The organism is Pseudomonas sp. yb_2 (genome assembly GCF_043103905.1).
GTDB classification, from domain to species: domain Bacteria; phylum Pseudomonadota; class Gammaproteobacteria; order Pseudomonadales; family Pseudomonadaceae; genus Aquipseudomonas; species Aquipseudomonas alloputida.
Genome location: NZ_JBICKH010000065.1, coordinates 87,556 through 107,982, shown reverse-complemented (window position 1 = coordinate 107,982; position 20,427 = coordinate 87,556). Strand labels below are relative to the sequence as shown.

Sequence of the window (20,427 nt, the reverse complement as noted above, 5' to 3'; positions counted from 1 at the left end):
GCTTGAGCCTTACAAACAAGGCTGACAACCATGGCCTCACAGGCCTGGCCACGTTGCAACAAATGTAGGAGCGAGCTTCGCTCGCGATGCGCCGCGCGGGCGGCGCTCGATCTCCCCGTCAACACATCAACATCGCCGTACATCCCGCCCCCTCACAATCCTGTGTGAACACCCGTTCACCCAGCCCCCTCTCTCCCGTACACTGCGCGATTGCGACAGTGTTTGTCGCATTGCCGAAAGCCTTGTCAAAACTGGGTTTTGCGCTGTAACAAGTTGTCGCTTGGCCGCAAGGACAGGCGCGGATCAGTCCTTACAATCCCCCCATCGCTCGCCACTTCCAGGCCAGCGTTCCTCTTCAGGAGACTCAGATGTCCGTTGAGCAAGCCCCGGTGCAACGTGCCGATTTCGACCAGGTGATGGTCCCCAACTATTCTCCGGCGGCCTTCATTCCTGTGCGAGGCGAGGGTTCCCGTGTCTGGGACCAGTCGGGTCGCGAGTTGATCGACTTTGCCGGCGGCATCGCGGTCAATGCCCTGGGCCACTGCCACCCGGCACTGGTCAAGGCCCTGACTGAACAGGCCAACACCCTCTGGCACGTCTCCAACGTGTTCACCAACGAGCCGGCCCTGCGCCTGGCCCACAAGCTGGTGGACGCCACCTTTGCCGACCGCGCGTTTTTCTGCAACTCCGGCGCCGAGTCCAACGAGGCCGCTTTCAAGCTGGCCCGTCGTGTGGCGCATGACCGCTTCGGTCCGCAAAAGCACGAAATCATCGCCACCGTGAACAGCTTCCACGGTCGCACCCTGTTTACCGTCAGCGTGGGTGGCCAGCCGAAGTACTCCGATGGCTTTGGCCCGAAGATCACCGGTATCAGCCATGTGCCGTACAACGACCTGGAAGCGTTGAAGGCACAGATTTCCGACAAGACCTGTGCCGTGGTGATCGAGCCGATCCAGGGCGAGAGCGGCGTGGTGCCGGCCGACAAGGCCTACCTGGAAGGCGCGCGCAAGCTGTGTGACGAGCACAATGCGCTGCTGATCTTCGACGAAGTGCAGACTGGCGTGGGCCGTACCGGCTCGCTGTATGCCTACCAGCACTACGGCGTGACCCCGGACATTCTGACCAGTGCCAAGAGCCTGGGCGGCGGCTTCCCGATTGGCGCCATGCTGACCACCACCGAGCTGGCCAAGCACCTGGCCGTTGGCACCCACGGCACCACCTATGGCGGCAACCCGCTGGGCTGCGCCGTTGCCTGCGCGGTGCTGGATGTGGTCAATACCCCGGAAACCCTGGCCGGTATCAGGGCTAAGCACGAGCGCTTCAAAACCCGCCTGGAGCAGATCGGCCAGAAGTACAACCTGTTCAGCCAGGTGCGTGGCGTCGGCTTGCTGCTGGGCTGTGTCTTGACCGAGGCCTGGCAAGGCAAGGCCAAGGACGTGCTCAATGCTGCCGAGAAAGAAGGCGTGATGGTGCTGCAGGCCGGCCCGGACGTGGTCCGCTTCGCGCCAAGCCTGGTGGTTGAAGACGCTGACATCGACGAAGGCCTGGACCGCTTCGAACGCGCTGTGGCCACACTGACCAAAGGCTGATCCGCCAGCGGTCCTTTCGCCGGCCCCGGCGCAGCCTCAGCCCGAGGCTGAGCCGGGTCGGCGATACCCGATTCCAGTGCAGGTGCCTGGGTGCCTGCCGTTTTTCCGTGCCGACGTGAATGGCCCGTATTCCAAAGGAGTGACACCATGCTGGTGATGCGCCCCGCGCAAATGGCTGATCTGAACGACGTGCAGCGCATGGCTGCAGACAGCCCCATTGGTGTCACCTCGCTGCCGGACGACACTGCTCGTCTGGGCGACAAGATTGCCGCCTCTGAGACATCCTTCGCCGCCGAGGTCAGCTTCAACGGTGAAGAGAGTTACTTTTTCGTGCTCGAAGACAGTGAAACAGGCAAGTTGGCCGGCTGCTCGGCCATTGTCGCTTCGGCCGGCTACTCCGAGCCGTTCTACAGTTTTCGTAACGAAACATTCGTGCACGCCTCACGCGAGCTGAAGATACACAACAAGATCCATGTGCTGTCGCTGTGCCACGATCTGACCGGCAACAGCCTGCTGACCAGTTTCTATGTGGCGCCGGAGTTGGTGAACAGTGGCTGGGCCGAGCTCAACTCGCGCGGCCGACTGCTGTTCATGGCTGCGCACCCGGAGCGCTTTGCCGATTCGGTGGTGACCGAAATCGTCGGCTTCAGCGACGAGCAGGGTGAATCGCCGTTCTGGGATGCCATCGGCCGCAACTTCTTCGACCTCAACTATGCCGACGCCGAGCGCCTGTGCGGCCTGAAGAGCCGTACCTTTCTCGCCGAGCTGATGCCCCACTACCCGATCTACGTGCCGTTGTTGCCAGACCTGGCGCAGGAAGCCATGGGCCAGGTACATCCGCGGGCGCAGATCACCTTCGACATACTCATGCGCGAAGGCTTCGAGACCGAGCACTACATCGACATCTTCGACGGCGGCCCGACCTTGCATGCGCGCACCTCTAGCATCCGCTCGATCGCCCAGAGCCGGGTGGTGCCGGTGAAGATCGAAGACGCCCCGGCCAAAGGCGGTCGCCCGTACCTGGTGTGCAACGGCCTGTTGCAGGACTACCGCGCGGTGTTGCTGGACCTGGACTGGGTGCCTGGCAAGCCGGTCAGCCTGAGCGTGGCAGCAGCCGACGCGCTGGGCGTGGGCGAGGGCGCCAGCGTGCGCCTGGTCGCGGTTTGAGGTCTGGCAACAGACGTTTCGGGCTTGATGCGTTAGCAGAGTTTCGCGCCGGCCGATGCCGCCGCACAAGGAGATAGCATGATCGTTCGTCCTGTACGCAGCAGCGATTTGCCTGCGTTGATCGAATTGGCACGCAGCACCGGCACCACCGGGCTGACCACGCTGCCGGCCAACGAAGAGCGCCTGGGGCATCGCGTTGGTTGGGCGGAAAAAAGCTTTCGTGGCGAAGCCGAGCGTGGCGACACCGATTACCTGTTCGTGCTGGAAAACGACGAAGGTCTGGTGGTGGGTATCAGTGCCATCGCCGGCGCCGTCGGCCTGCGTGAGCCTTGGTACAACTACCGGGTCGGCCTGACTGTCAGCGCCTCGCAGGAGCTGAAGATCTACCGCGAAATCCCGACGCTGTTCCTGGCCAACGACCTGACCGGCAACTCCGAGCTGTGCTCGCTGTTCCTGCGTAGCGACTACCGCTCGGGCCTCAATGGCCGCCTGCTGTCGCGTGCGCGCATGCTGTTCATTGCCGAGTTCCCCGAGCTGTTCGGCAAGAAGATCATTGCCGAAATGCGCGGCATGTCTGACGAGCAGGGCCGTTCGCCGTTCTGGGAAAGCCTGGGCCGGCATTTTTTCAAGATGGAGTTCAGCCAGGCCGATTACCTCACCGGCGTGGGCAACAAGTCGTTCATCGCCGAACTGATGCCCAAGTTCCCGCTGTACACCTGCTTCCTGTCCGAAGCGGCGCGCAGTGTGATCGGTCGTGTGCACAAAGACACCGAGCCGGCGCTGGCCATGCTCAAGCAGGAAGGCTTCAACTACCAGGGCTACGTCGACATCTTCGATGCCGGCCCGGCCATCGAGTGTGACACTGCCAAGATCCGCGCCGTGCGCGAGAGCCAGACCCTGGTGCTGGCGGTAGGTACGCCAGGCGATGACGCGACCCCTTTCATCATCCACAACCGCAAGCGCGACGACTGTCGCATCACTGCCGCACCTGCACGGTTGGCCGCCGGCACCCTGGTGGTCGACCCGTTGACCGCCAAACGCCTGCGCATGGGCGTTGGCGACAATGTCCGCGCGGTGCCGCTGTCGGCCAGCCGGGAGGCCCATTAAATGACCACGCATTACATCGCAGGCAATTGGCAGGCCGGCCAGGGCGAAACCCTGCAGTCGCTCAACCCGGTGACCCAGGCCGTGATCTGGCAAGGGCAGGGCGCTGACGCCAGCCAGGTCGACGCCGCCGTGCAGGCCGCGCGGCAGGCCTTTCCGGCCTGGGCGCAATTGAGCCTGGAGGCACGTATCGATGTGCTGGAGAAGTTTGCCGCGCAGCTGAAAGTGCATGCCGAGGCCATGGCCCAGTGCATTGGCGAGGAAACCGGGAAGCCGCTGTGGGAATCTGCGACTGAAGTCACCAGCATGATCAACAAGGTGGCGATTTCGGTACAGAGCTACCGCGAGCGCACCGGCGAAAAGAGTGGTCCTCTGGCCGATGCCACGGCTGTTCTGCGGCACAAGCCTCACGGCGTCGTGGCGGTGTTCGGCCCTTACAACTTCCCCGGGCACCTGCCCAATGGCCATATCGTGCCGGCGCTGCTGGCAGGCAACTGCGTGGTGTTCAAGCCCAGCGAGCTGACCCCCAAGGTCGCTGAGCTTACCGTCAACTGCTGGATTGCTGCCGGCCTGCCGGCGGGTGTGCTGAACCTGGTGCAGGGCGCACGCGAAACCGGTGTGGCGCTGGCCGCCAACCCAGGTATCGATGGCCTGTTCTTCACCGGCTCCAGCCGCACCGGCAACCTGTTGCATCAACAGTTCGCAGGCCGCCCAGACAAGATTCTGGCCCTGGAAATGGGGGGTAACAACCCGCTCATGGTGGACGAGGTCAAGGACCTCGACGCGGCGGTGTATACCATTATCCAGTCGGCGTTCATTTCCGCCGGCCAACGCTGCACTTGCGCGCGGCGCCTGCTGGTGCCGCAAGGCGCCTGGGGCGATGCACTGATCGCGCGCCTGGTCGAGGTGTGCAAAACCATCACGGTGGGGGCGTTCGATGAACAGCCGGCGCCTTTCATGGGCTCGGTGATTTCGCTGCAGGCGGCTCGGGCGCTGCTAGCCGCCCAGGTTGAACTGGCCGCCAAAGGTGGCGTGAAACTGCTGGAAATGACTCAGCCGCAGGCCGATGCTGCACTGCTGACCCCGGGCATTGTCGATGTCACTGCCGTGGCTGACCGCCCGGACGAAGAGTTTTTCGGCCCGCTGTTGCAGGTGATCCGCTACGCCGACTTCGATGCCGCCATCGATGAAGCCAATAACACCCAGTATGGCCTGGCCGCCGGCTTATTGTCTGATTCGCGAGCCCGCTACCAGTACTTCTGGCTGCGCAGTCGCGCAGGCATCGTCAACTGGAACAAACAGCTGACAGGGGCTGCCAGCAGCGCGCCGTTCGGTGGCGTGGGAGCCAGTGGCAACCATCGCGCCAGTGCCTATTACGCAGCCGACTACTGCGCTTACCCCGTGGCTTCGCTGGAGACCGCCAGCCTTGCCTTGCCGGCGACCCTGACGCCGGGCGTCACCCTATAACAACAGGTCACGGAGCCTAGCCGATGAAATCCTATGAAGTGAATTTTGATGGCCTGGTGGGGCCTACCCACAACTATGGCGGCCTGTCTTACGGTAACGTGGCTTCGCAGAGCAATAGCCAGCAGGCGTCCAACCCGCGTGAGGCCGCGCGCCAGGGCCTGGCGAAGATGAAAGCGCTGGCCGACATGGGCTTCAAGCAGGGTGTTCTGGCGCCACAAGAGCGCCCGGACGTGGCGGCGCTGCGCCGCCTGGGGTTCAGTGGCAGCGATGCCGAAGTTATCCAGCGCGCCGCCCGCGAGGCCATGCCGTTGCTGGTGGCCAGTTGCTCGGCCTCGAGCATGTGGGTGGCCAACGCCGCAACAGTCAGCCCGAGTGCCGACACTGCTGACGGTCGCGTGCACTTCACCGCCGCCAACCTCAACTGCAAATATCACCGCAGCATCGAGCACCCGACCACCAGCCGCGTGCTGGGCGCCATGTTCAATGACGAGAAATACTTTGCCCACCACGCCGCGCTGCCTGCCGTGGCACAGTTCGGTGACGAGGGCGCGGCCAACCACACGCGCTTCTGCCGCGCCTATGGCGAGGCTGGCGTGGAGTTCTTTGTCTACGGCCGCAGTGCCTTTGACAGCCGTTACCCGGCGCCACAGAAGTACCCGGCCCGACAAACCCTGGAGGCCTCGCAAGCTGTGGCCCGGCTGCACGGCCTGAGCGATGACGGTGTGGTCTACGCTCAACAGAACCCGGCGGTGATCGACCAGGGTGTGTTCCACAATGATGTGATTTCGGTGGGTAACGGCGAGGTGCTGTTCTACCACGAGGACGCGTTTCTCGAGACTGACGCGGTACTTGGGCAGCTGCGAGCTAAACTGGCCAGCAAGGGTGGCAACTTCCAGGCCATCTGCGTGCCCAGGGCAGCGGTGGCGGTGGAGGACGCGGTGCGTTCCTACCTGTTCAACAGCCAGCTGCTCAGCCGCGACGATGGTTCCATGCTGTTGGTCGTGCCGGAAGAGTGCCGCAACAACGAGCGGGTCTGGGCCTATCTGGGCCAGCTGACCAGCCAGGGAGGCCCGGTGAAGGAGGTCAAGGTATTCGACCTCAAGCAAAGCATGCAAAACGGCGGCGGCCCGGCGTGCCTGCGTTTGCGCGTGGCTTTGAAGGAAGCGGAGCTGGCGGCGGTCAACCAAGGCGTTATCATGACGGCCCCGCTGTATGACACGCTGCTGCAGTGGGTCGACAGGCACTACCGCGATCGCCTTGGCGAAGCAGACCTGGCTGACCCGCAACTGCTGGTGGAATGCCGTACGGCACTGGACGAATTGACCCAGATCCTGAAGTTGGGCTCGGTGTATCCGTTCCAACGCCAACCTTGAAGAGAGACTCAGTAATGACCGACGCCTTGCGCCTGATCCTTGAAGATGAAGACGGCACCCAGCTGGAAACTTCCTGCACCCGCTTTGCTGTGGTCTGGCAAGGCAAGGAAGTGTGGATTCAGCAGGATGGCCGTGGCCAGTTGCTGATCGGCGTGGATGTCGAGGAAGACGACACCGAGTATGCCAACTTGCTGCTGCGCCCGATGGCCACCAATCTGGTCAGCCTGCAGCTGGAAATGGAACCGGCAGAACTTGGCGAAGACGACGATCACGTTCATGGCCCTGACTGCGGTCACCACCACTAAGGAAGCACCTATGCTCGCCCTTGGCAAATTGCTTGAGCTGACCCTCACCGATCACGAACCGGCCGAGAAGACCCAAGTGACACCCAAGGGCGCGCGTTTGCGATGGCTGGGGGAGGGCGCGCTCGAAGTGCGCCCGGCCGAAAGCGACGATTGCGGGCTGGACTTGCTGTTGTCCGCCGGCATTCATGGCAATGAAACAGCGCCGATCGAATTGCTCGAGCGGCTGCTGCACGGCGTGGCCAACGGCAAGATCAGGCCCAGGGCGCGGGTGCTGTTCCTGTTCGGCAACCCGGCGGCGATCCGCAAGGGCGAGCGTTTTATCGAACAGGACATCAACCGTCTGTTCAATGGCCGCCATGAGCTGTCCAGCGGTTTCGAAGCATTGCGTGCTGCCGAGCTGGAACAGTTCGCCCGGGTGTTCTTCAGCAAGCCAGGGCGCAACCGCCTGCATTACGACCTGCATACTGCCATCCGCGGTTCGAAGATCGAGCAATTCGCCTTGTACCCTTATAAAGAGGGACGCAAGCACTCCCGTCGCGAACTGGCGCGCCTGGCGGCGGCAGGTATGGAAGCGGTGTTGCTGCAAAGCAAGTCGTCCATCACCTTCAGCGCTTTCACCTACGAGCAACTTGAGGCTGAAGCCTTCACCCTGGAGTTGGGCAAGGCCCGTCCGTTCGGCCAGAACGAGCAGGTCAACCTCGACAAGCTCGAAGAGCGGCTGATCCGCATCATCGAGGCTACCGAGCCAGAGGACGAAAGTTCGCTGGATGGCCTGCAGCTGTTCAGTGTTTCCCGCGAAATCATCAAGCACAGCGACAGCTTCCACCTGCACCTGCCGGCGGACATCGAAAACTTCTCCGAGCTGAGCAAGGGTTACCTGCTGGCTGAAGACCTGGCCGAGATGCGCTGGGTGGTCGAGGAGGAGGGTGCGCGCATCATCTTCCCCAACCCCAAGGTCAAGAACGGCTTGCGCGCCGGCATTCTGATCGTGCCGGATTCGGGGCAGCGCCTGGGGTGAGAGCGGTGTCGCCTGTTTCGCTCCTACGAGATATGTGCAAGGTCTCAATGTGGCGCCGTGCCCGTAGGAGCGGGTTTACCCGCGAAGCAGGCGACACAGTTTCGGATCCTATCCTTGATGAAAACCCTTTAATTCACCGCCTGTTCCATTTTCCCCTCCCGTGAGCGGTAATTGGCTTGCCAGTGGCGAAACACAGGATTTAGCATCCGGTCATGTCGTTTTCGTTTGCATAGCCCGAAAAACCGTCCAAACGATGGCTTCTATCGTATAAACACACTGCATCGAGACTGCAGGACCGATATAATGCGGCCCTTTGCCGTCGTTTCGTCGACGCGTTTGCCCAACAGGGCCGCCGTTTCCGTGGAAGAACCTATGAAAAGCGCAGAAATCCGTGAAGCCTTCCTTCGCTTCTTCGAAGAGCAGGGACATACCCGAGTCGCCTCCAGTTCGCTGATCCCGAACAACGACCCGACCCTGCTGTTCACCAACGCAGGCATGAACCAGTTCAAGGACTGCTTCCTCGGTGCGGAGAAGCGCGCCTACACGCGTGCTGTCAGCAGCCAGAAGTGCGTGCGTGCCGGTGGCAAGCACAACGACCTGGAAAACGTCGGTTACACCGCGCGTCACCACACCTTCTTCGAAATGCTGGGCAACTTCAGCTTCGGCGACTATTTCAAGCGCGACGCCATTACCTTTGCCTGGACCTTCCTGACGTCTGAGCAGTGGCTGAACCTGCCCAAGGAAAAGCTCTGGGTCACCGTCTACGCCACCGACGACGAAGCCTACGACATCTGGACCAAGGAAGTCGGCGTGCCGGCCGAGCGCATGGTGCGCATCGGCGATAACAAGGGCGCCCCGTACGCCTCCGACAACTTCTGGACCATGGGCGATACCGGCCCGTGCGGCCCGTGCACCGAGATTTTCTACGATCACGGCCCGGATATCTGGGGTGGTCCACCCGGCTCGCCAGAAGAAGACGGTGACCGCTACATCGAGATCTGGAACAACGTCTTCATGCAGTTCAACCGCACTGCCGACGGTGTGTTGCACCCGCTGCCAGCGCCGTCGGTGGACACCGGCATGGGCCTGGAGCGTGTCAGCGCCGTGCTGCAGCACGTGCATTCGAACTACGAGATCGACCTGTTCCAGAACCTGCTGGCTGCCGCAGCCAAGGCCATCGGTTGCAGCAATGACGGCCAGGCTTCGCTGAAAGTGGTCGCCGACCACATCCGTTCGTGCGGCTTCCTGATTGCCGACGGCGTGCTGCCGTCCAACGAAGGCCGTGGCTACGTGCTGCGCCGCATCATTCGCCGCGCTTGCCGTCACGGCAACAAGCTGGGCGCCAAGGGCAGCTTCTTCTACCAGATCGTTGCCGCACTGGCCGCTGAAATGGGCGAAGCCTTCCCGGAGCTGAAGAGCCAGCAAGCGCACATCGAGCGCGTGCTCAAGGCCGAAGAAGAGCAGTTCGCCAAGACCCTGGAGCAGGGCCTGCGCATCCTCGAGCAAGACCTGGCCCAGCTGAAAGGCGACGTGGTACCGGGCGACGTGGTGTTCAAGCTGTACGACACCTATGGCTTCCCGATGGACCTGACTGCCGACATCGCTCGTGAGCGTGAGCTGACCATCGACGAAGCCGGCTTCGAGCGTGAAATGGACGCCCAGCGTGAGCGCGCCCGCTCCGCCAGCGCCTTCGGCATGGATTACAACAGCCTGGTCAAGGTCGACAGCGCCACCGAGTTCCTCGGTTACGACGCCACCGAGGGCCAGGGCAAGATCATCGCCCTGTACAAGGACGGCCAATCCGTTGACCAGCTGGGTGAAGGCGAGGAGGGCGTTGTGGTGCTCGACCGCACGCCGTTCTACGCCGAGTCCGGTGGTCAGGTGGGTGATACCGGCTTCTTGCAGGCTGGCGCTGCACGCTTTGACGTGCGCGACACCACCAAGACCGGCGGTGCCTTCCTGCACCACGGCGTGGTGGCCAGCGGTGCGCTGGTGATCGGTTCGCCCGTCGAGGCCAAGGTCGATGCCGACGTACAGCACGCCACCTCGTTGAATCACTCCGCTACCCACCTGCTGCACGAAGCATTGCGCCAGGTACTGGGCGAGCATGTACAGCAGAAGGGCTCGCTGGTCGACAGCCAGCGCCTGCGTTTCGACTTCAGCCACTTCGAAGCGGTGAAGCCGGAGCAGATCAAGCAGCTGGAAGACATCGTCAACCGCGAGATTCGCAAGAATACCCCGGTTGAAACCGAACTGACCGACATCGAAACTGCCAAGGCCAAAGGCGCAATGGCGCTGTTCGGCGAGAAATACGGCGACACCGTGCGTGTGCTGAGCATGGGCGGTGATTTTTCGGTGGAATTGTGCGGCGGTATCCACGCCAAGCGCACCGGTGACATCAGCCTGTTCAAGATCATCAGCGAAGGCGGCGTAGCCTCTGGCGTGCGCCGTATCGAAGCCGTAACCGGTGCCGCTGCGCTGGCCTACCTGAACGCTGCCGAAGAGCAGGTCAAGGAAGCCGCGCAACTGGTCAAGGGTAACCGCGACAACCTGATCGACAAGCTGTCGGCTGTGCTTGAGCGCAACCGCCAGCTGGAGAAGCAGCTGGAACAGCTGCAGGCCAAGGCCGCCAGCGCCGCCGGGGACGATCTCTCCAACGCGGCTGTTGAGGTCAAGGGTGCCAAGGTCCTCGCCGCCCGCCTGGATGGGCAGGATGGCAAGGCCCTGCTGGCCCTGGTCGATCAGCTGAAAAACAAGCTCGGCCACGCAGTGATCCTGCTGGGCAGCGAGCATGAGGGCAAGGTTGTGCTGGTGGCCGGCGTGACCAAGGACCTCTCCAGCCAACTCAAGGCTGGCGATCTGATGAAACAAGCCGCTGCGGCGGTGGGTGGCAAGGGCGGCGGCCGTCCGGACATGGCCCAGGGTGGTGGCGTCGACGTCGCTGCGCTGGACCAGGCCCTGGCGCTGGCCGTGCCATTCGCAGAGCAGGGACTTTGAGATGAAGGGGTGGATGGTCCAGTGGTCACGCAGGCCACTCCCGTCCACCCCTTCATGTTGGATTGTTTTTTGGGGCCCTGTATGGGCTGAGGCACCATTGAAATGGCGTTGATCGTACAGAAATTTGGCGGCACCTCTGTCGGTTCCATCGAGCGGATCGAGCAGGTAGCCGAAAAGGTCAAGAAACACCGTGAAGCGGGCGACGACCTGGTGGTTGTGCTGTCGGCCATGAGCGGTGAAACCAATCGCCTGATCGACCTGGCCAAGCAGATCACCGATCAGCCGGTTCCTCGTGAACTGGACGTGATCGTGTCGACGGGTGAGCAGGTCACCATTGCCCTGCTGACCATGGCCTTGATCAAGCGTGGTGTGCCAGCGGTGTCCTACACCGGCAACCAGGTGCGTATTCTCACCGACAGCTCGCACAACAAGGCGCGCATTCTGCAAATCGACGACCAGAAGATTCGTGCCGACCTCAAGGAAGGCCGCGTGGTCGTGGTTGCAGGCTTCCAGGGCGTCGACGAGCACGGCAGCATCACTACCCTGGGTCGTGGTGGCTCTGATACCACCGGCGTGGCCCTGGCGGCGGCGCTGAAGGCTGATGAGTGCCAGATCTACACTGATGTTGATGGCGTCTACACCACCGACCCGCGCGTCGTGCCACAGGCTCGTCGCCTGGAGAAGATCACCTTCGAAGAGATGCTGGAAATGGCCAGCCTCGGTTCCAAGGTGCTGCAGATCCGTTCGGTGGAGTTCGCCGGCAAGTACAACGTTCCGCTGCGCGTGCTGCACAGCTTCAAGGAGGGTCCGGGTACCCTCATTACCATTGATGAAGAGGAATCCATGGAACAGCCGATCATTTCCGGTATCGCCTTCAACCGTGATGAAGCAAAGCTGACCATTCGCGGCGTGCCGGATACCCCGGGCGTGGCTTTCAAGATCCTCGGCCCGATCAGCGCTTCGAACATCGAAGTCGACATGATCGTGCAGAACGTTGCTCACGATAACACCACCGACTTCACCTTCACCGTGCACCGCAACGAGTACGAGAAGGCGCAGAGCGTGCTGGAAAACACTGCGCGCGAAATCGGTGCCCGTGAAGTGATCGGCGACACCAAGATCGCCAAGGTCTCGATCGTTGGCGTCGGCATGCGTTCGCACGCCGGTGTTGCCAGCTGCATGTTCGAAGCCCTGGCCAAGGAGAGCATCAACATCCAGATGATCTCCACTTCCGAGATCAAGGTTTCGGTGGTGCTCGAAGAGAAGTACCTGGAGCTGGCCGTACGCGCGCTGCATACCGCGTTCGATCTGGATGCTCCTGCCCGACAGGGCGAGTAAGGCGCTGCCTGGAAGGGCGCGGCTTGCCGCGCCCTTCGCGTTTCTGCTCGCCGCGCAGGTCCTGTCCTGCCTTGTGCGGCGAGTAACCGGGGCCATGGTCGTCGTCCGCGACCCGGGCCCGATATCCAAGACTGTTACCCCTGAATGTTTTGCGTAAGGAGAAAGCTATGTTGATTCTGACTCGTCGGTGCGCCGAGAGCCTGATCATTGGAGACGGCGAGATCACCGTGACGGTGCTTGGCGTCAAAGGCAACCAGGTGCGTATTGGCGTGAGCGCCCCGAAAGAAGTGGCAGTTCACCGCGAGGAAATCTACCTGCGGATCAAGAAGGAGAAGGATGAAGAGCCAAGCCTTTAATTTTTTTGAAGTTTTTTTCAAAAAAAGGGTTGCAAAGGTGAAAGAGGTTCTTTAATATTCGCCTCGTGTTGCGGTGAGGTGGCCGAGTGGCCGAAGGCGCTCCCCTGCTAAGGGAGTATACCTCATAAGGGTATCGGGGGTTCGAATCCCCCCTTCACCGCCATTATTTGCGTAGGGCGCTGTAAACGGTAGGAACGCTAAGTAGTTGTTTTATAACGAAAAGCTTCTTGCAAAAATGTTTCAGCGACCTATAATGCGCGGCAAGACACGGACTCATAGCTCAGCTGGATAGAGTACTCGGCTACGAACCGAGCGGTCGCAGGTTCGAATCCTGCTGAGTCCGCCACTTTTGAAGTGGCTTTGTTTGCAAGGCTGCTTCAATCAACCAGCGGTATCTGGTCTAAAACTGCCAATTGCGGACTCATAGCTCAGCTGGATAGAGTACTCGGCTACGAACCGAGCGGTCGCAGGTTCGAATCCTGCTGAGTCCGCCACTTTCTTGAAGTGGTTCTGCTTGCAAAGCCATTTCAGTCAACCAGCGGTAATCTGGTTTAAAACTGCCAATCGCGGACTCATAGCTCAGCTGGATAGAGTACTCGGCTACGAACCGAGCGGTCGCAGGTTCGAATCCTGCTGAGTCCGCCACTTTCTTGAAGTGGTTCTGCTTGAAAAGCCATTTCAGTAAGCCAGTGGTAACCTGGTCTAAAACTACCATCACGGACTCATAGCTCAGCTGGATAGAGTACTCGGCTACGAACCGAGCGGTCGCAGGTTCGAATCCTGCTGAGTCCGCCATACCCCATCAAAAAGCCCGCTCAATAGAGCGGGCTTTTTGTTTGTGCGCCAATGAATTCTTGAGCCTGTCGATCTACGCTCTTCTGTAATGATTGCGGTGTAGTCTTGAGCCGCTGAGCGGCCTCAAAAATCAAATGTGCTTTCCCATCCACAACAATCGTCGCACTGATAGCTTCACGCGTTGTCCCAGCTTTATCGCGCAAACGATTGTTCTGGCCAAAAATTTAAGCGATCTGACAGCTTTAGCAGTGTATGATTGCGCCCGTCAGCCCCGCCGGGGCTTGTGGAAAACCACCATGGACTTACCCAGTAGTTACTCGCTAACACGATTCATACAGAAAGATCTGACCGATTGATTCCCTCGGCGTGCTCCGCTGCTGGGAGTGGAGTTCGCCTATGACCGAAGTAGAAGTTAAAAAAGCGCAAGAAAGCCTGCAGGATCGCCTGGCCCAGGTGGTCGAACTGCTGCAGCGTCAGCGCATGGTCGAAGACCTGACCCATCGCCAGGAAGGCGCGCACAACGACCTGGTCGAAAACCTGGTCCACCGCCAGAACCTCGTCGAGCTGCAGCGCAAGCTCGATGACCTGCACCCCGCCGACATCGCCTACATCCTCGAAGCCTTGCCCCTGGAAGATCGCCTGACGGTCTGGCAGCTGGTGCGCTCGGAGCGCGATGGCGACATCCTGCTGGAAGTTTCCGATTCGGTTCGCCAATCGCTGATCGCCGACATGGACGATCACGAGCTGCTGGCTGCCGCCAAGGAGATGGACGCCGACGAACTGGCCGACCTCGCCCCAGAGCTGCCGCGTGACGTTGTTCACGAGCTGATGGAAACCCTCGATGCCCAGCAACGCGAGCGGGTGCGTTCGGCGCTGAGCTACGACGAGGAGCAGGTTGGTGCGCTGATGGACTTCGAGATGGTCACCATCCGCGAAGACGTCAGCCTGGAAGTGGTGCTGCGCTACCTGCGCCGCCTGAAAGAACTGCCGAACCACACCGACAAATTGTTCGTGGTCGATTACGACGGCATCCTCAAGGGGGTATTGCCGATCAAGCGCCTGCTGGTCAACGACCCGGAGAAGAAGGTGGCGGAGGTCATGGCGACCGACCCTGTCTCCTTCCAGCCCGAGGAAGATGCCTACGATGCAGCGCAGGCTTTCGAGCGTTATGACCTGGTATCCGCCCCGGTGGTGGACAAGAGCGAACGCCTGATCGGCCGTCTGACCATCGACGAAATGGTTGACCTGATCCGTGAGGAAAGCGAGAGCGAAGTCCTCAACATGGCGGGTCTGCGTGAAGAGGAAGATATTTTCGCCTCGGTCTGGCGTTCGTTCCGCAACCGTTGGGCGTGGCTGGCAATCAACCTGATTACCGCCTTTGTTGCTTCGCGAGTGATCGGGTTGTTCGAAGGTTCGATTGAAAAGCTGGTGGCGTTGGCTGCGTTGATGCCGATCGTTGCGGGTATTGGTGGCAACTCTGGTAACCAGACCATCACCATGATCGTCCGCGCCATGGCCCTGGACCAAGTGTCGCCAGGCAATACCAGCCGCTTGATGCGCAAGGAGTTGGCGGTGTCGCTGATCAACGGCCTGGTTTGGGGCGGAGTCATTGGTGCAGTGGCTTTCTGGCTGTATGGCAGCTGGTCGCTGGGGGTGGTGATGACCGCAGCGATGACCTTGAACTTGTTATTGGCGGCGCTGATGGGCGTGCTGATCCCGATGACCTTGGCCCGCTTGGGGCGCGACCCTGCGATGGGGGCGAGTGTGATGATCACTGCTGTGACCGACAGCGGTGGTTTCTTCATCTTCCTTGGGCTGGCCACGCTGTTCCTGTTGTAAGCCAATCCTCCCTGTGGGAACAATCCCGCAGGGAAATGGCCTTGCTGCCAGTCAGACGCCCACAAAAAAGCCAGCTTACGCTGGCTTTTTCGTGTTCGCTGCAGCCCTCAGGAGGCGTCTGCGGCCATTTCCACATCGTGAGCGATGAGGGCGACCAAGGCGTTCTGCTGGCGGTGGGACAGTTGGCGGAAACGCTGCAGCAACTCGCGCTCATGCAGGGACAGTTCAGGGCTGTCCAGGCGCATGCTCAGTTCGTCACCCAGCGCACCTTCCTGGATAAGGCTCTGTTCCAGGCGTGCAATGATCTCGGAGTTCATGCTGCGGTGGTGGTTGCGTGCTACCTCGGCAATGCGCTCACGCATTCCGTCAGGCAGGCGGACGACGAACTTGTCAGCAGTGCGGCTCGAATAAATAGCCTGTTTCATTGGGCGCATATAAATTGACCAGAGTTTGGTTCAGGGGAAGCGGTTCTCAAATTGGCCGCACGGGATGGAAGTACGACCGTGGCGACGACAAAATGTTCAACCGCCAGTGAAAAATGGATGCTCATCTTGCCTCATGGTCGCCGTTTGCTTGGCGTCAATTATGTGACAAATAGTGATCCGGATAAAGGCTTTATGCCAGTACCAATTATCAGAAATGAGCACTGGTTTGAAAAGTTTTACATGCTCTGGCTAGCCTGGCCGTCAGTCTTTTGCCGTCAACAATCGGTAAAACGCAGAAAAATGCCCAGAAAAGCCCTAGAATGCGCCGGTTCCCTCCATAGAGCATAGTGGCTATGCAACATGACGCAAGCGACCGCCGATCAGGGACGGGCCGGTTGATATTTCTGGTTGGGCCGTCGGGTTCCGGGAAAGATTCCCTGATCGACGCGTCGCGTGAGCAACTGGCCGCCGCCGGGGTAGAAATTGCCCGCCGGGTCATCACCCGTTCGGCCGAAGCCAAGGGCGAAGCTGCCCAAGGGGTCACGCCTGAGCATTTTGATACCTTGCGTGCGCAGGGTGCGTTTGCCATGCACTGGCGGGCCAATGGCCTGGACTATGGCATACCCCGGCAGGTGGACCAGTGGTTGGCGGCGGGGAGGGCAGTGCTGGTGAATGGCTCGCGGGCTTATCTGCCAGAGGCCCGTCAGCGCTATCCGGATTTGTTGGCCGTGTTGGTCGAGGTCAAGCCTGAGGTGCTGCGCCAGCGCTTGCTGGCCCGGGGGCGGGAAAGCGCAGAAGAAGTGGAACAGCGCCTGGCGCGCAGCGCACGCTTGCAAGCTGCAGCCGACCCGTCGGTGCATGTGCTGGATAATTCTTCCACACTGGAGGCGGCGGTCGCCGCATTCGTTTCGCTGCTTCGCGATCAGGGCGTACTACCGCGGGGATAGCAGCGCAGAAAAGGATTACGCGAAAAAGCCCAGTTCAGGCATGACAAACGCCAGCATGCTGGTTAACATGCTGGCCATCCCGCTGTGCAGCGCTCGCTGCCGGTCGTAGCGTCTCAGTAGCTCAATTGGATAGAGCATCCCCCTCCTAAGGGGAAGGTTGCAGGTTCAATTCCTGCCTGGGACGCCATTCTCGTCATTCCCATCTTGTCTCCGTCGTCTTCGTTGCCGCCATGCTGCTGTTGACAGCACCTGCGCGTGGCCAGCGCTGTCATGCATCACGTTCGTGGGCTAACACCGCGCTTGACGCCAGCCGCTGGCGCATCAGGAAGTACCCCGCCACCACCAGCAGTACCGTCAGCACCGTGAACCAGAATTGGAAACGCGATGCCGGGTCGAACGCCTGGGTGCCGATGACTGCCAGCAAGGCGAACAGCGCAATGATATTGGTGTAGGGGAACAGCCAGGCACGGAAGGCGTTTGGGGCGACCGCTTCGTGGCGGGTTTTGATGCGCATGGCCACGTGGGCGATGATGATGAAGATCCATACGACCATGACCAGGCTGCCGGTACTCTTGGCCAAGGTCATGAACAGGTCGCCGCCACTGACAAAGTGCACGGTCAGGATCATCGTGCAGATCGACAGGCTCAGCAGCAGTGCATTGATCGGTACGCCCTTGGCACTGGTGCGCGAGAAGAGCTTGGGCGCGTGACCGCGCTGGCTCAGCGAGAACAGCATGCGTGAGTTGGAGAACATGAACGAGTTCATCACCGACATGAACGAGACGAACAGCACCAGTTTCATGGCCACTGCCGCACCACCGAACCCGGCCAGGCTGAACAGTGAAACATAGGGCGAGGCCAGGTTGGCCTTGTCGGTCCAGGGCAGGCAAAGGATCAGGATCGACACGGAACCTACATAGAACAGCATCACCCGCAGGATCACGCTCTTGATCGCGCGGATCACGTTCTGTCGGGGGTTCTCTGATTCACCCGCGGCCACAGCGGCAATTTCGCTGCCGCCCAGGGAGAAAATCACCACGATAACGCCGGCCATCACCGGTGACAGGCCGTTGGGCATGAAGCCGTCATGGGCGGTGAGGTTGATCAGGCCTGGGGCGGGAATATCACTGTGCAGGCCGAGCAGGATCGAGACGCCCAGCAGCATGAAGATAAGGATGGTGGCGACCTTCATCGCGGCCAGCCAATACTCTACTTCGGCAAACGAACGCACCGAGTAGGCGTTGCTGGCCATGAGTGTCACCAGCATCAGGAAGGCGCCTGCCCAGATCGGTAGCCAGGGCAGGAAGTCATGCAGGATGGCGCCCAGCAGTACCGCTTCCAGGGTGATGGTCATCATCGACTTGAACCAGTACAGCCAGCCGACCGCAAACCCAGCCCAGTCGCCGAGGTAGGTGTTGGCGTAGGTCGAGAACGACCCTGCATCCGGGTTGCGGCAGGCCATTTCGCCCAGCATGAACATGACCAGGGTGACCACCAGGCCACCAATGAAATACGACAGTATGGCCGCGGGCCCTGCCGATGCGATCAGTGAGCCCGAGCCCATGAACAGCCCTGCACCGATCACCCCACCCAGCGCGATCATGGTGATATGCCGCTGCTTGAGGCTTTGCTTCAAACCGTGTGATTGCATTTCCTTGTCCTCTCTTATTTTAGGGGGGATCCGACATCGTTCCCCTACGCAGGCATCGTCATGCGCCTGCGTCCACGCGTGGCAAATAGCTACCAGCCTGCCACCCTGGACAATAAGGCCAAGGACCTCAAACGAATTCTCTGCACAACATCCTGCCGATTTTTCCTGAGACCGGTGATGGCGCCGGTAGCGTTGCAGTTGACGAAGCCATGCACCACCTGAACGTCGACGCCACCGGACAACGATCAGGCTGGGACGCCTTGGACGAACCGCGGCGCTATTCTTACCGGCCGCTGCCACACCCTCATACCGGGCGTGCTGCTTGTTGCTCTTCATCCAGGCCGCCGTCCACCTTGGCGACCTGCTCTTGCGCTTTCTCCTCGATCTTGCGCTCGATGTCTTCTTTCATGCGCTGGGCGATCAACTCGTCGACCTTTGCTTTCATTTCGGGCGGCAGGGCGTCGTACTCTTCTTCGGTCAAGCCGATTTCACGCAGCAGTTTTTCCTTGATCATCTCGCCGGGCGACTTGGACATGAAGTCGTGAAATTCCTGCCGGGCAGTCTTGGGCGGCAGGGGTTCTCCGATGATCGTCTCGGTGGTCGCAGAACCCAGGTTTTGCAGCATCACCTTGAATTTGGCAAAGGCTTCTGCACGAGCATCCTCAGCGTTTTGCTGAGCTGTACTGCCCCCGCTCTGTTGTTGGCTCGCCGTGTTGGCGGTGGTTATGGGCGTGCGCAGCGGTGCAATCTGGGCCACTGTCTGCTCATCGCTGGTGTACCGAGGCTGGTGGAGCGTGGGCTGCCAGCTGACGCCGTTAGGGGCGATTATCATGTTTCCTCCTTGGAAATCTCGTTGGCAGCTACCAAGCGCAAAAGCCATGCCAGCGCTGTGCCGGTCGAAATCAGGGCGTTGGCGCTATTTCGGTTGCACGCGGGTGGGCATATGCTTGCCCGTGATAGGCATCATCTTGCCGCTCGCGGCAATCAACACCACTGTCGGCAGCCCCTTGATCGGAGCGCAGTTGCTGGGCATCAGGGAGAGCGTCCATGAGTCAAGACACCAGGCCGGTACCTGCCGGCTTCAGTGAACAGCAATTGCACACCTTGTTCGATTTGATCAGCGATGGCATCTGGGACTGGAATGCCAATACGGGTTACGTCTATCGCAACCCGGGCTGGTACAGCATGCTGGGTTATGCCAGCCACTCCATGGCCAACTCGGTATTTACCTGGGAAAGCGTGATCCATCCCGAAGACTATCCACGGGTAATGGCCCATTTCGAGGCCTACATCAATCATCGCAACGAGCGCTACCGCATTGAATACCGTTGCCGTTGTCAGGACGGCAGCTACATCTGGATCGAAGACAGCGGCTACATCATCGCGCATAACGAGGACGGTTCCGTGGCACGCATGCTGGGTGCGCATCGCAATATCGACGCTGGCAAGCGTTTGGTGTCTCAACTGGAACAGAAGAACCAGTCGCTGGAGTTTCAGGTGGCCGAACGCACCCGTGAGTTGTCCTGGGTGAACCAGCAGTTGCAGCGGCAACTGGACGAGAACCGTGAATTGGCCGAACGCGATGCGTTGACCCGTGTCGCCAACCGTTACCGGCTGGAGAGCGCGTTGCAGCTGGAGTGCCAGCGCGCCCAGCGCTTCCGCCAGCCGTTGTCGCTGATTGCCATGGACATGGATGATTTCAAGCCGATCAACGACCGCTACGGTCACGCCCGTGGCGATGCGGCGCTGGTCCGGGTGGCCGAAAGCCTGCGCACCTGCTTGCGCGAACTGGACCTGCTGGCGCGCTGGGGCGGTGACGAGTTCGTCATCGTGCTGCCGCAGACCGCGCTGGGGGAGGCGCTGGATGTGGCAGCGCGCTTGCGTCAGGTGCTGGAGCAGGTGGAGCCGGTGGGTGACTGCCGGCTGACCATGAGCTATGGCGTGGTGCAATGGCGGGAAGGGGAGGACCAGCACGCGCTGCTGGCGCGTGCCGACAAGGCGCTCTACAGGGCCAAGGGGACAGGCAAGAACGCAATTGCCGAGTAGCTAGCCCCTC

General features: G+C 60.8%; 16 protein-coding genes and 6 tRNA genes. 19 read left to right on the top strand and 3 right to left on the bottom strand.

What is annotated here, in order from left to right:
• Nucleotides 1-368: 368 nt before the first annotated feature.
• The 16 genes from ACF8FB_RS16110 to mgtE all read left to right on the top strand — a co-directional run bounded on the left by ACF8FB_RS16110 (nt 369) and on the right by mgtE (nt 15,348).
• Nucleotides 369-1,589 (top strand): aspartate aminotransferase family protein, encoded by a 1,221-nt coding sequence (locus tag ACF8FB_RS16110; protein ID WP_392510735.1) that lies wholly within the window; start codon nt 369-371, stop codon nt 1,587-1,589.
• A 147-nt stretch (nt 1,590-1,736) separates the two neighbouring features.
• Entirely contained in the window at nt 1,737-2,756 is a 1,020-nt protein-coding gene (aruF, locus tag ACF8FB_RS16105; protein WP_392511554.1) for an arginine/ornithine succinyltransferase subunit alpha, read from the top strand.
• Nucleotides 2,757-2,834: 78 nt separating this feature from the next.
• Nucleotides 2,835-3,863: an arginine N-succinyltransferase gene (gene astA, locus ACF8FB_RS16100; protein WP_010955176.1), complete on the top strand. Its 1,029-nt coding sequence runs from the start codon at nt 2,835-2,837 to the stop codon at nt 3,861-3,863.
• On the top strand, nt 3,864-5,327 hold the full coding sequence (gene astD, locus ACF8FB_RS16095; protein ID WP_392511553.1) for a succinylglutamate-semialdehyde dehydrogenase: 1,464 nt from the start codon (nt 3,864-3,866) through the stop codon (nt 5,325-5,327).
• Nucleotides 5,328-5,350: 23 nt separating this feature from the next.
• Nucleotides 5,351-6,700: an N-succinylarginine dihydrolase gene (gene astB / locus ACF8FB_RS16090; protein WP_350298158.1), complete on the top strand. Its 1,350-nt coding sequence runs from the start codon at nt 5,351-5,353 to the stop codon at nt 6,698-6,700.
• A gap of 14 nt (nt 6,701-6,714) precedes the next feature.
• Nucleotides 6,715-7,005, top strand: a complete 291-nt coding sequence (locus ACF8FB_RS16085) for a topoisomerase II (protein ID WP_003254508.1) — start codon at nt 6,715-6,717, stop codon at nt 7,003-7,005.
• A 10-nt stretch (nt 7,006-7,015) separates the two neighbouring features.
• Nucleotides 7,016-8,023: a succinylglutamate desuccinylase gene (gene astE / locus ACF8FB_RS16080; RefSeq protein ID WP_010955173.1), complete on the top strand. Its 1,008-nt coding sequence runs from the start codon at nt 7,016-7,018 to the stop codon at nt 8,021-8,023.
• 372 nt (nt 8,024-8,395) lie between these two features.
• Nucleotides 8,396-11,020, top strand: coding sequence for an alanine--tRNA ligase (alaS, locus tag ACF8FB_RS16075; protein ID WP_392511552.1), 2,625 nt, complete (start codon nt 8,396-8,398; stop codon nt 11,018-11,020).
• A gap of 102 nt (nt 11,021-11,122) precedes the next feature.
• Complete coding sequence (locus tag ACF8FB_RS16070; RefSeq protein WP_003254504.1) at nt 11,123-12,358, top strand: aspartate kinase; 1,236 nt, start codon at nt 11,123-11,125, stop codon at nt 12,356-12,358.
• 167 nt (nt 12,359-12,525) lie between these two features.
• Nucleotides 12,526-12,714: a carbon storage regulator CsrA gene (csrA, locus tag ACF8FB_RS16065; RefSeq protein WP_003254503.1), complete on the top strand. Its 189-nt coding sequence runs from the start codon at nt 12,526-12,528 to the stop codon at nt 12,712-12,714.
• A gap of 72 nt (nt 12,715-12,786) precedes the next feature.
• Nucleotides 12,787-12,877 (top strand) — tRNA-Ser (locus ACF8FB_RS16060).
• Between the two features lie 106 nt (nt 12,878-12,983).
• Nucleotides 12,984-13,060: transfer RNA gene (locus ACF8FB_RS16055), tRNA-Arg, on the top strand.
• A 71-nt stretch (nt 13,061-13,131) separates the two neighbouring features.
• Nucleotides 13,132-13,208 (top strand) — tRNA-Arg (locus ACF8FB_RS16050).
• Nucleotides 13,209-13,282: 74 nt separating this feature from the next.
• Nucleotides 13,283-13,359, top strand: a tRNA-Arg gene (locus ACF8FB_RS16045).
• A 73-nt stretch (nt 13,360-13,432) separates the two neighbouring features.
• A tRNA-Arg gene (locus tag ACF8FB_RS16040) sits at nt 13,433-13,509 on the top strand.
• A 396-nt stretch (nt 13,510-13,905) separates the two neighbouring features.
• Nucleotides 13,906-15,348, top strand: coding sequence for a magnesium transporter (mgtE, locus tag ACF8FB_RS16035; RefSeq protein ID WP_003254500.1), 1,443 nt, complete (start codon nt 13,906-13,908; stop codon nt 15,346-15,348).
• Nucleotides 15,349-15,455: 107 nt separating this feature from the next.
• Here mgtE and ACF8FB_RS16030 read toward each other — a convergent pair whose 3' ends face one another.
• Nucleotides 15,456-15,782 (bottom strand): Arc family DNA-binding protein, encoded by a 327-nt coding sequence (locus ACF8FB_RS16030; protein ID WP_003254499.1) that lies wholly within the window; start codon nt 15,780-15,782, stop codon nt 15,456-15,458.
• Nucleotides 15,783-16,126: 344 nt separating this feature from the next.
• Here ACF8FB_RS16030 and phnN point away from each other — a divergent pair, with 344 nt between their 5' ends.
• Together phnN and ACF8FB_RS16020 are read left to right on the top strand one after the other, a co-directional pair.
• On the top strand, nt 16,127-16,720 hold the full coding sequence (gene phnN, locus ACF8FB_RS16025) for a phosphonate metabolism protein/1,5-bisphosphokinase (PRPP-forming) PhnN (RefSeq protein ID WP_049587030.1): 594 nt from the start codon (nt 16,127-16,129) through the stop codon (nt 16,718-16,720).
• Between the two features lie 110 nt (nt 16,721-16,830).
• Nucleotides 16,831-16,907: transfer RNA gene (locus tag ACF8FB_RS16020), tRNA-Arg, on the top strand.
• 81 nt (nt 16,908-16,988) lie between these two features.
• On the opposite strand, the gene ACF8FB_RS16015 is transcribed toward ACF8FB_RS16020, so the two are convergent.
• Nucleotides 16,989-18,371 (bottom strand): amino acid permease, encoded by a 1,383-nt coding sequence (locus tag ACF8FB_RS16015; protein WP_010955116.1) that lies wholly within the window; start codon nt 18,369-18,371, stop codon nt 16,989-16,991.
• A 304-nt stretch (nt 18,372-18,675) separates the two neighbouring features.
• Nucleotides 18,676-19,203: a hypothetical protein gene (locus tag ACF8FB_RS16010; RefSeq protein ID WP_392511551.1), complete on the bottom strand. Its 528-nt coding sequence runs from the start codon at nt 19,201-19,203 to the stop codon at nt 18,676-18,678.
• A 215-nt stretch (nt 19,204-19,418) separates the two neighbouring features.
• Between ACF8FB_RS16010 and ACF8FB_RS16005 the strand changes: the two genes are divergently transcribed.
• Nucleotides 19,419-20,417, top strand: a complete 999-nt coding sequence (locus ACF8FB_RS16005; RefSeq protein ID WP_010955114.1) for a diguanylate cyclase — start codon at nt 19,419-19,421, stop codon at nt 20,415-20,417.
• The last annotated feature ends 10 nt before the right edge of the window (nt 20,418-20,427 follow it).

Coding starts and splice junctions, on each gene's coding strand:
- ACF8FB_RS16030 (WP_003254499.1), bottom strand. CDS start 15,782: ATGCGCCCAATGAAACAGGCTATTTATTCGAGCCGCACTGCTGACAAG.
- ACF8FB_RS16070 (WP_003254504.1), top strand. CDS start 11,123: ATGGCGTTGATCGTACAGAAATTTGGCGGCACCTCTGTCGGTTCCATC.
- mgtE (WP_003254500.1), top strand. CDS start 13,906: ATGACCGAAGTAGAAGTTAAAAAAGCGCAAGAAAGCCTGCAGGATCGC.
- ACF8FB_RS16110 (WP_392510735.1), top strand. CDS start 369: ATGTCCGTTGAGCAAGCCCCGGTGCAACGTGCCGATTTCGACCAGGTG.
- ACF8FB_RS16085 (WP_003254508.1), top strand. CDS start 6,715: ATGACCGACGCCTTGCGCCTGATCCTTGAAGATGAAGACGGCACCCAG.
- astE (WP_010955173.1), top strand. CDS start 7,016: ATGCTCGCCCTTGGCAAATTGCTTGAGCTGACCCTCACCGATCACGAA.
- astD (WP_392511553.1), top strand. CDS start 3,864: ATGACCACGCATTACATCGCAGGCAATTGGCAGGCCGGCCAGGGCGAA.
- aruF (WP_392511554.1), top strand. CDS start 1,737: ATGCTGGTGATGCGCCCCGCGCAAATGGCTGATCTGAACGACGTGCAG.
- alaS (WP_392511552.1), top strand. CDS start 8,396: ATGAAAAGCGCAGAAATCCGTGAAGCCTTCCTTCGCTTCTTCGAAGAG.
- phnN (WP_049587030.1), top strand. CDS start 16,127: ATGCAACATGACGCAAGCGACCGCCGATCAGGGACGGGCCGGTTGATA.
- ACF8FB_RS16005 (WP_010955114.1), top strand. CDS start 19,419: ATGAGTCAAGACACCAGGCCGGTACCTGCCGGCTTCAGTGAACAGCAA.
- ACF8FB_RS16015 (WP_010955116.1), bottom strand. CDS start 18,371: ATGCAATCACACGGTTTGAAGCAAAGCCTCAAGCAGCGGCATATCACC.
- csrA (WP_003254503.1), top strand. CDS start 12,526: ATGTTGATTCTGACTCGTCGGTGCGCCGAGAGCCTGATCATTGGAGAC.
- astB (WP_350298158.1), top strand. CDS start 5,351: ATGAAATCCTATGAAGTGAATTTTGATGGCCTGGTGGGGCCTACCCAC.
- astA (WP_010955176.1), top strand. CDS start 2,835: ATGATCGTTCGTCCTGTACGCAGCAGCGATTTGCCTGCGTTGATCGAA.
- ACF8FB_RS16010 (WP_392511551.1), bottom strand. CDS start 19,203: ATGATAATCGCCCCTAACGGCGTCAGCTGGCAGCCCACGCTCCACCAG.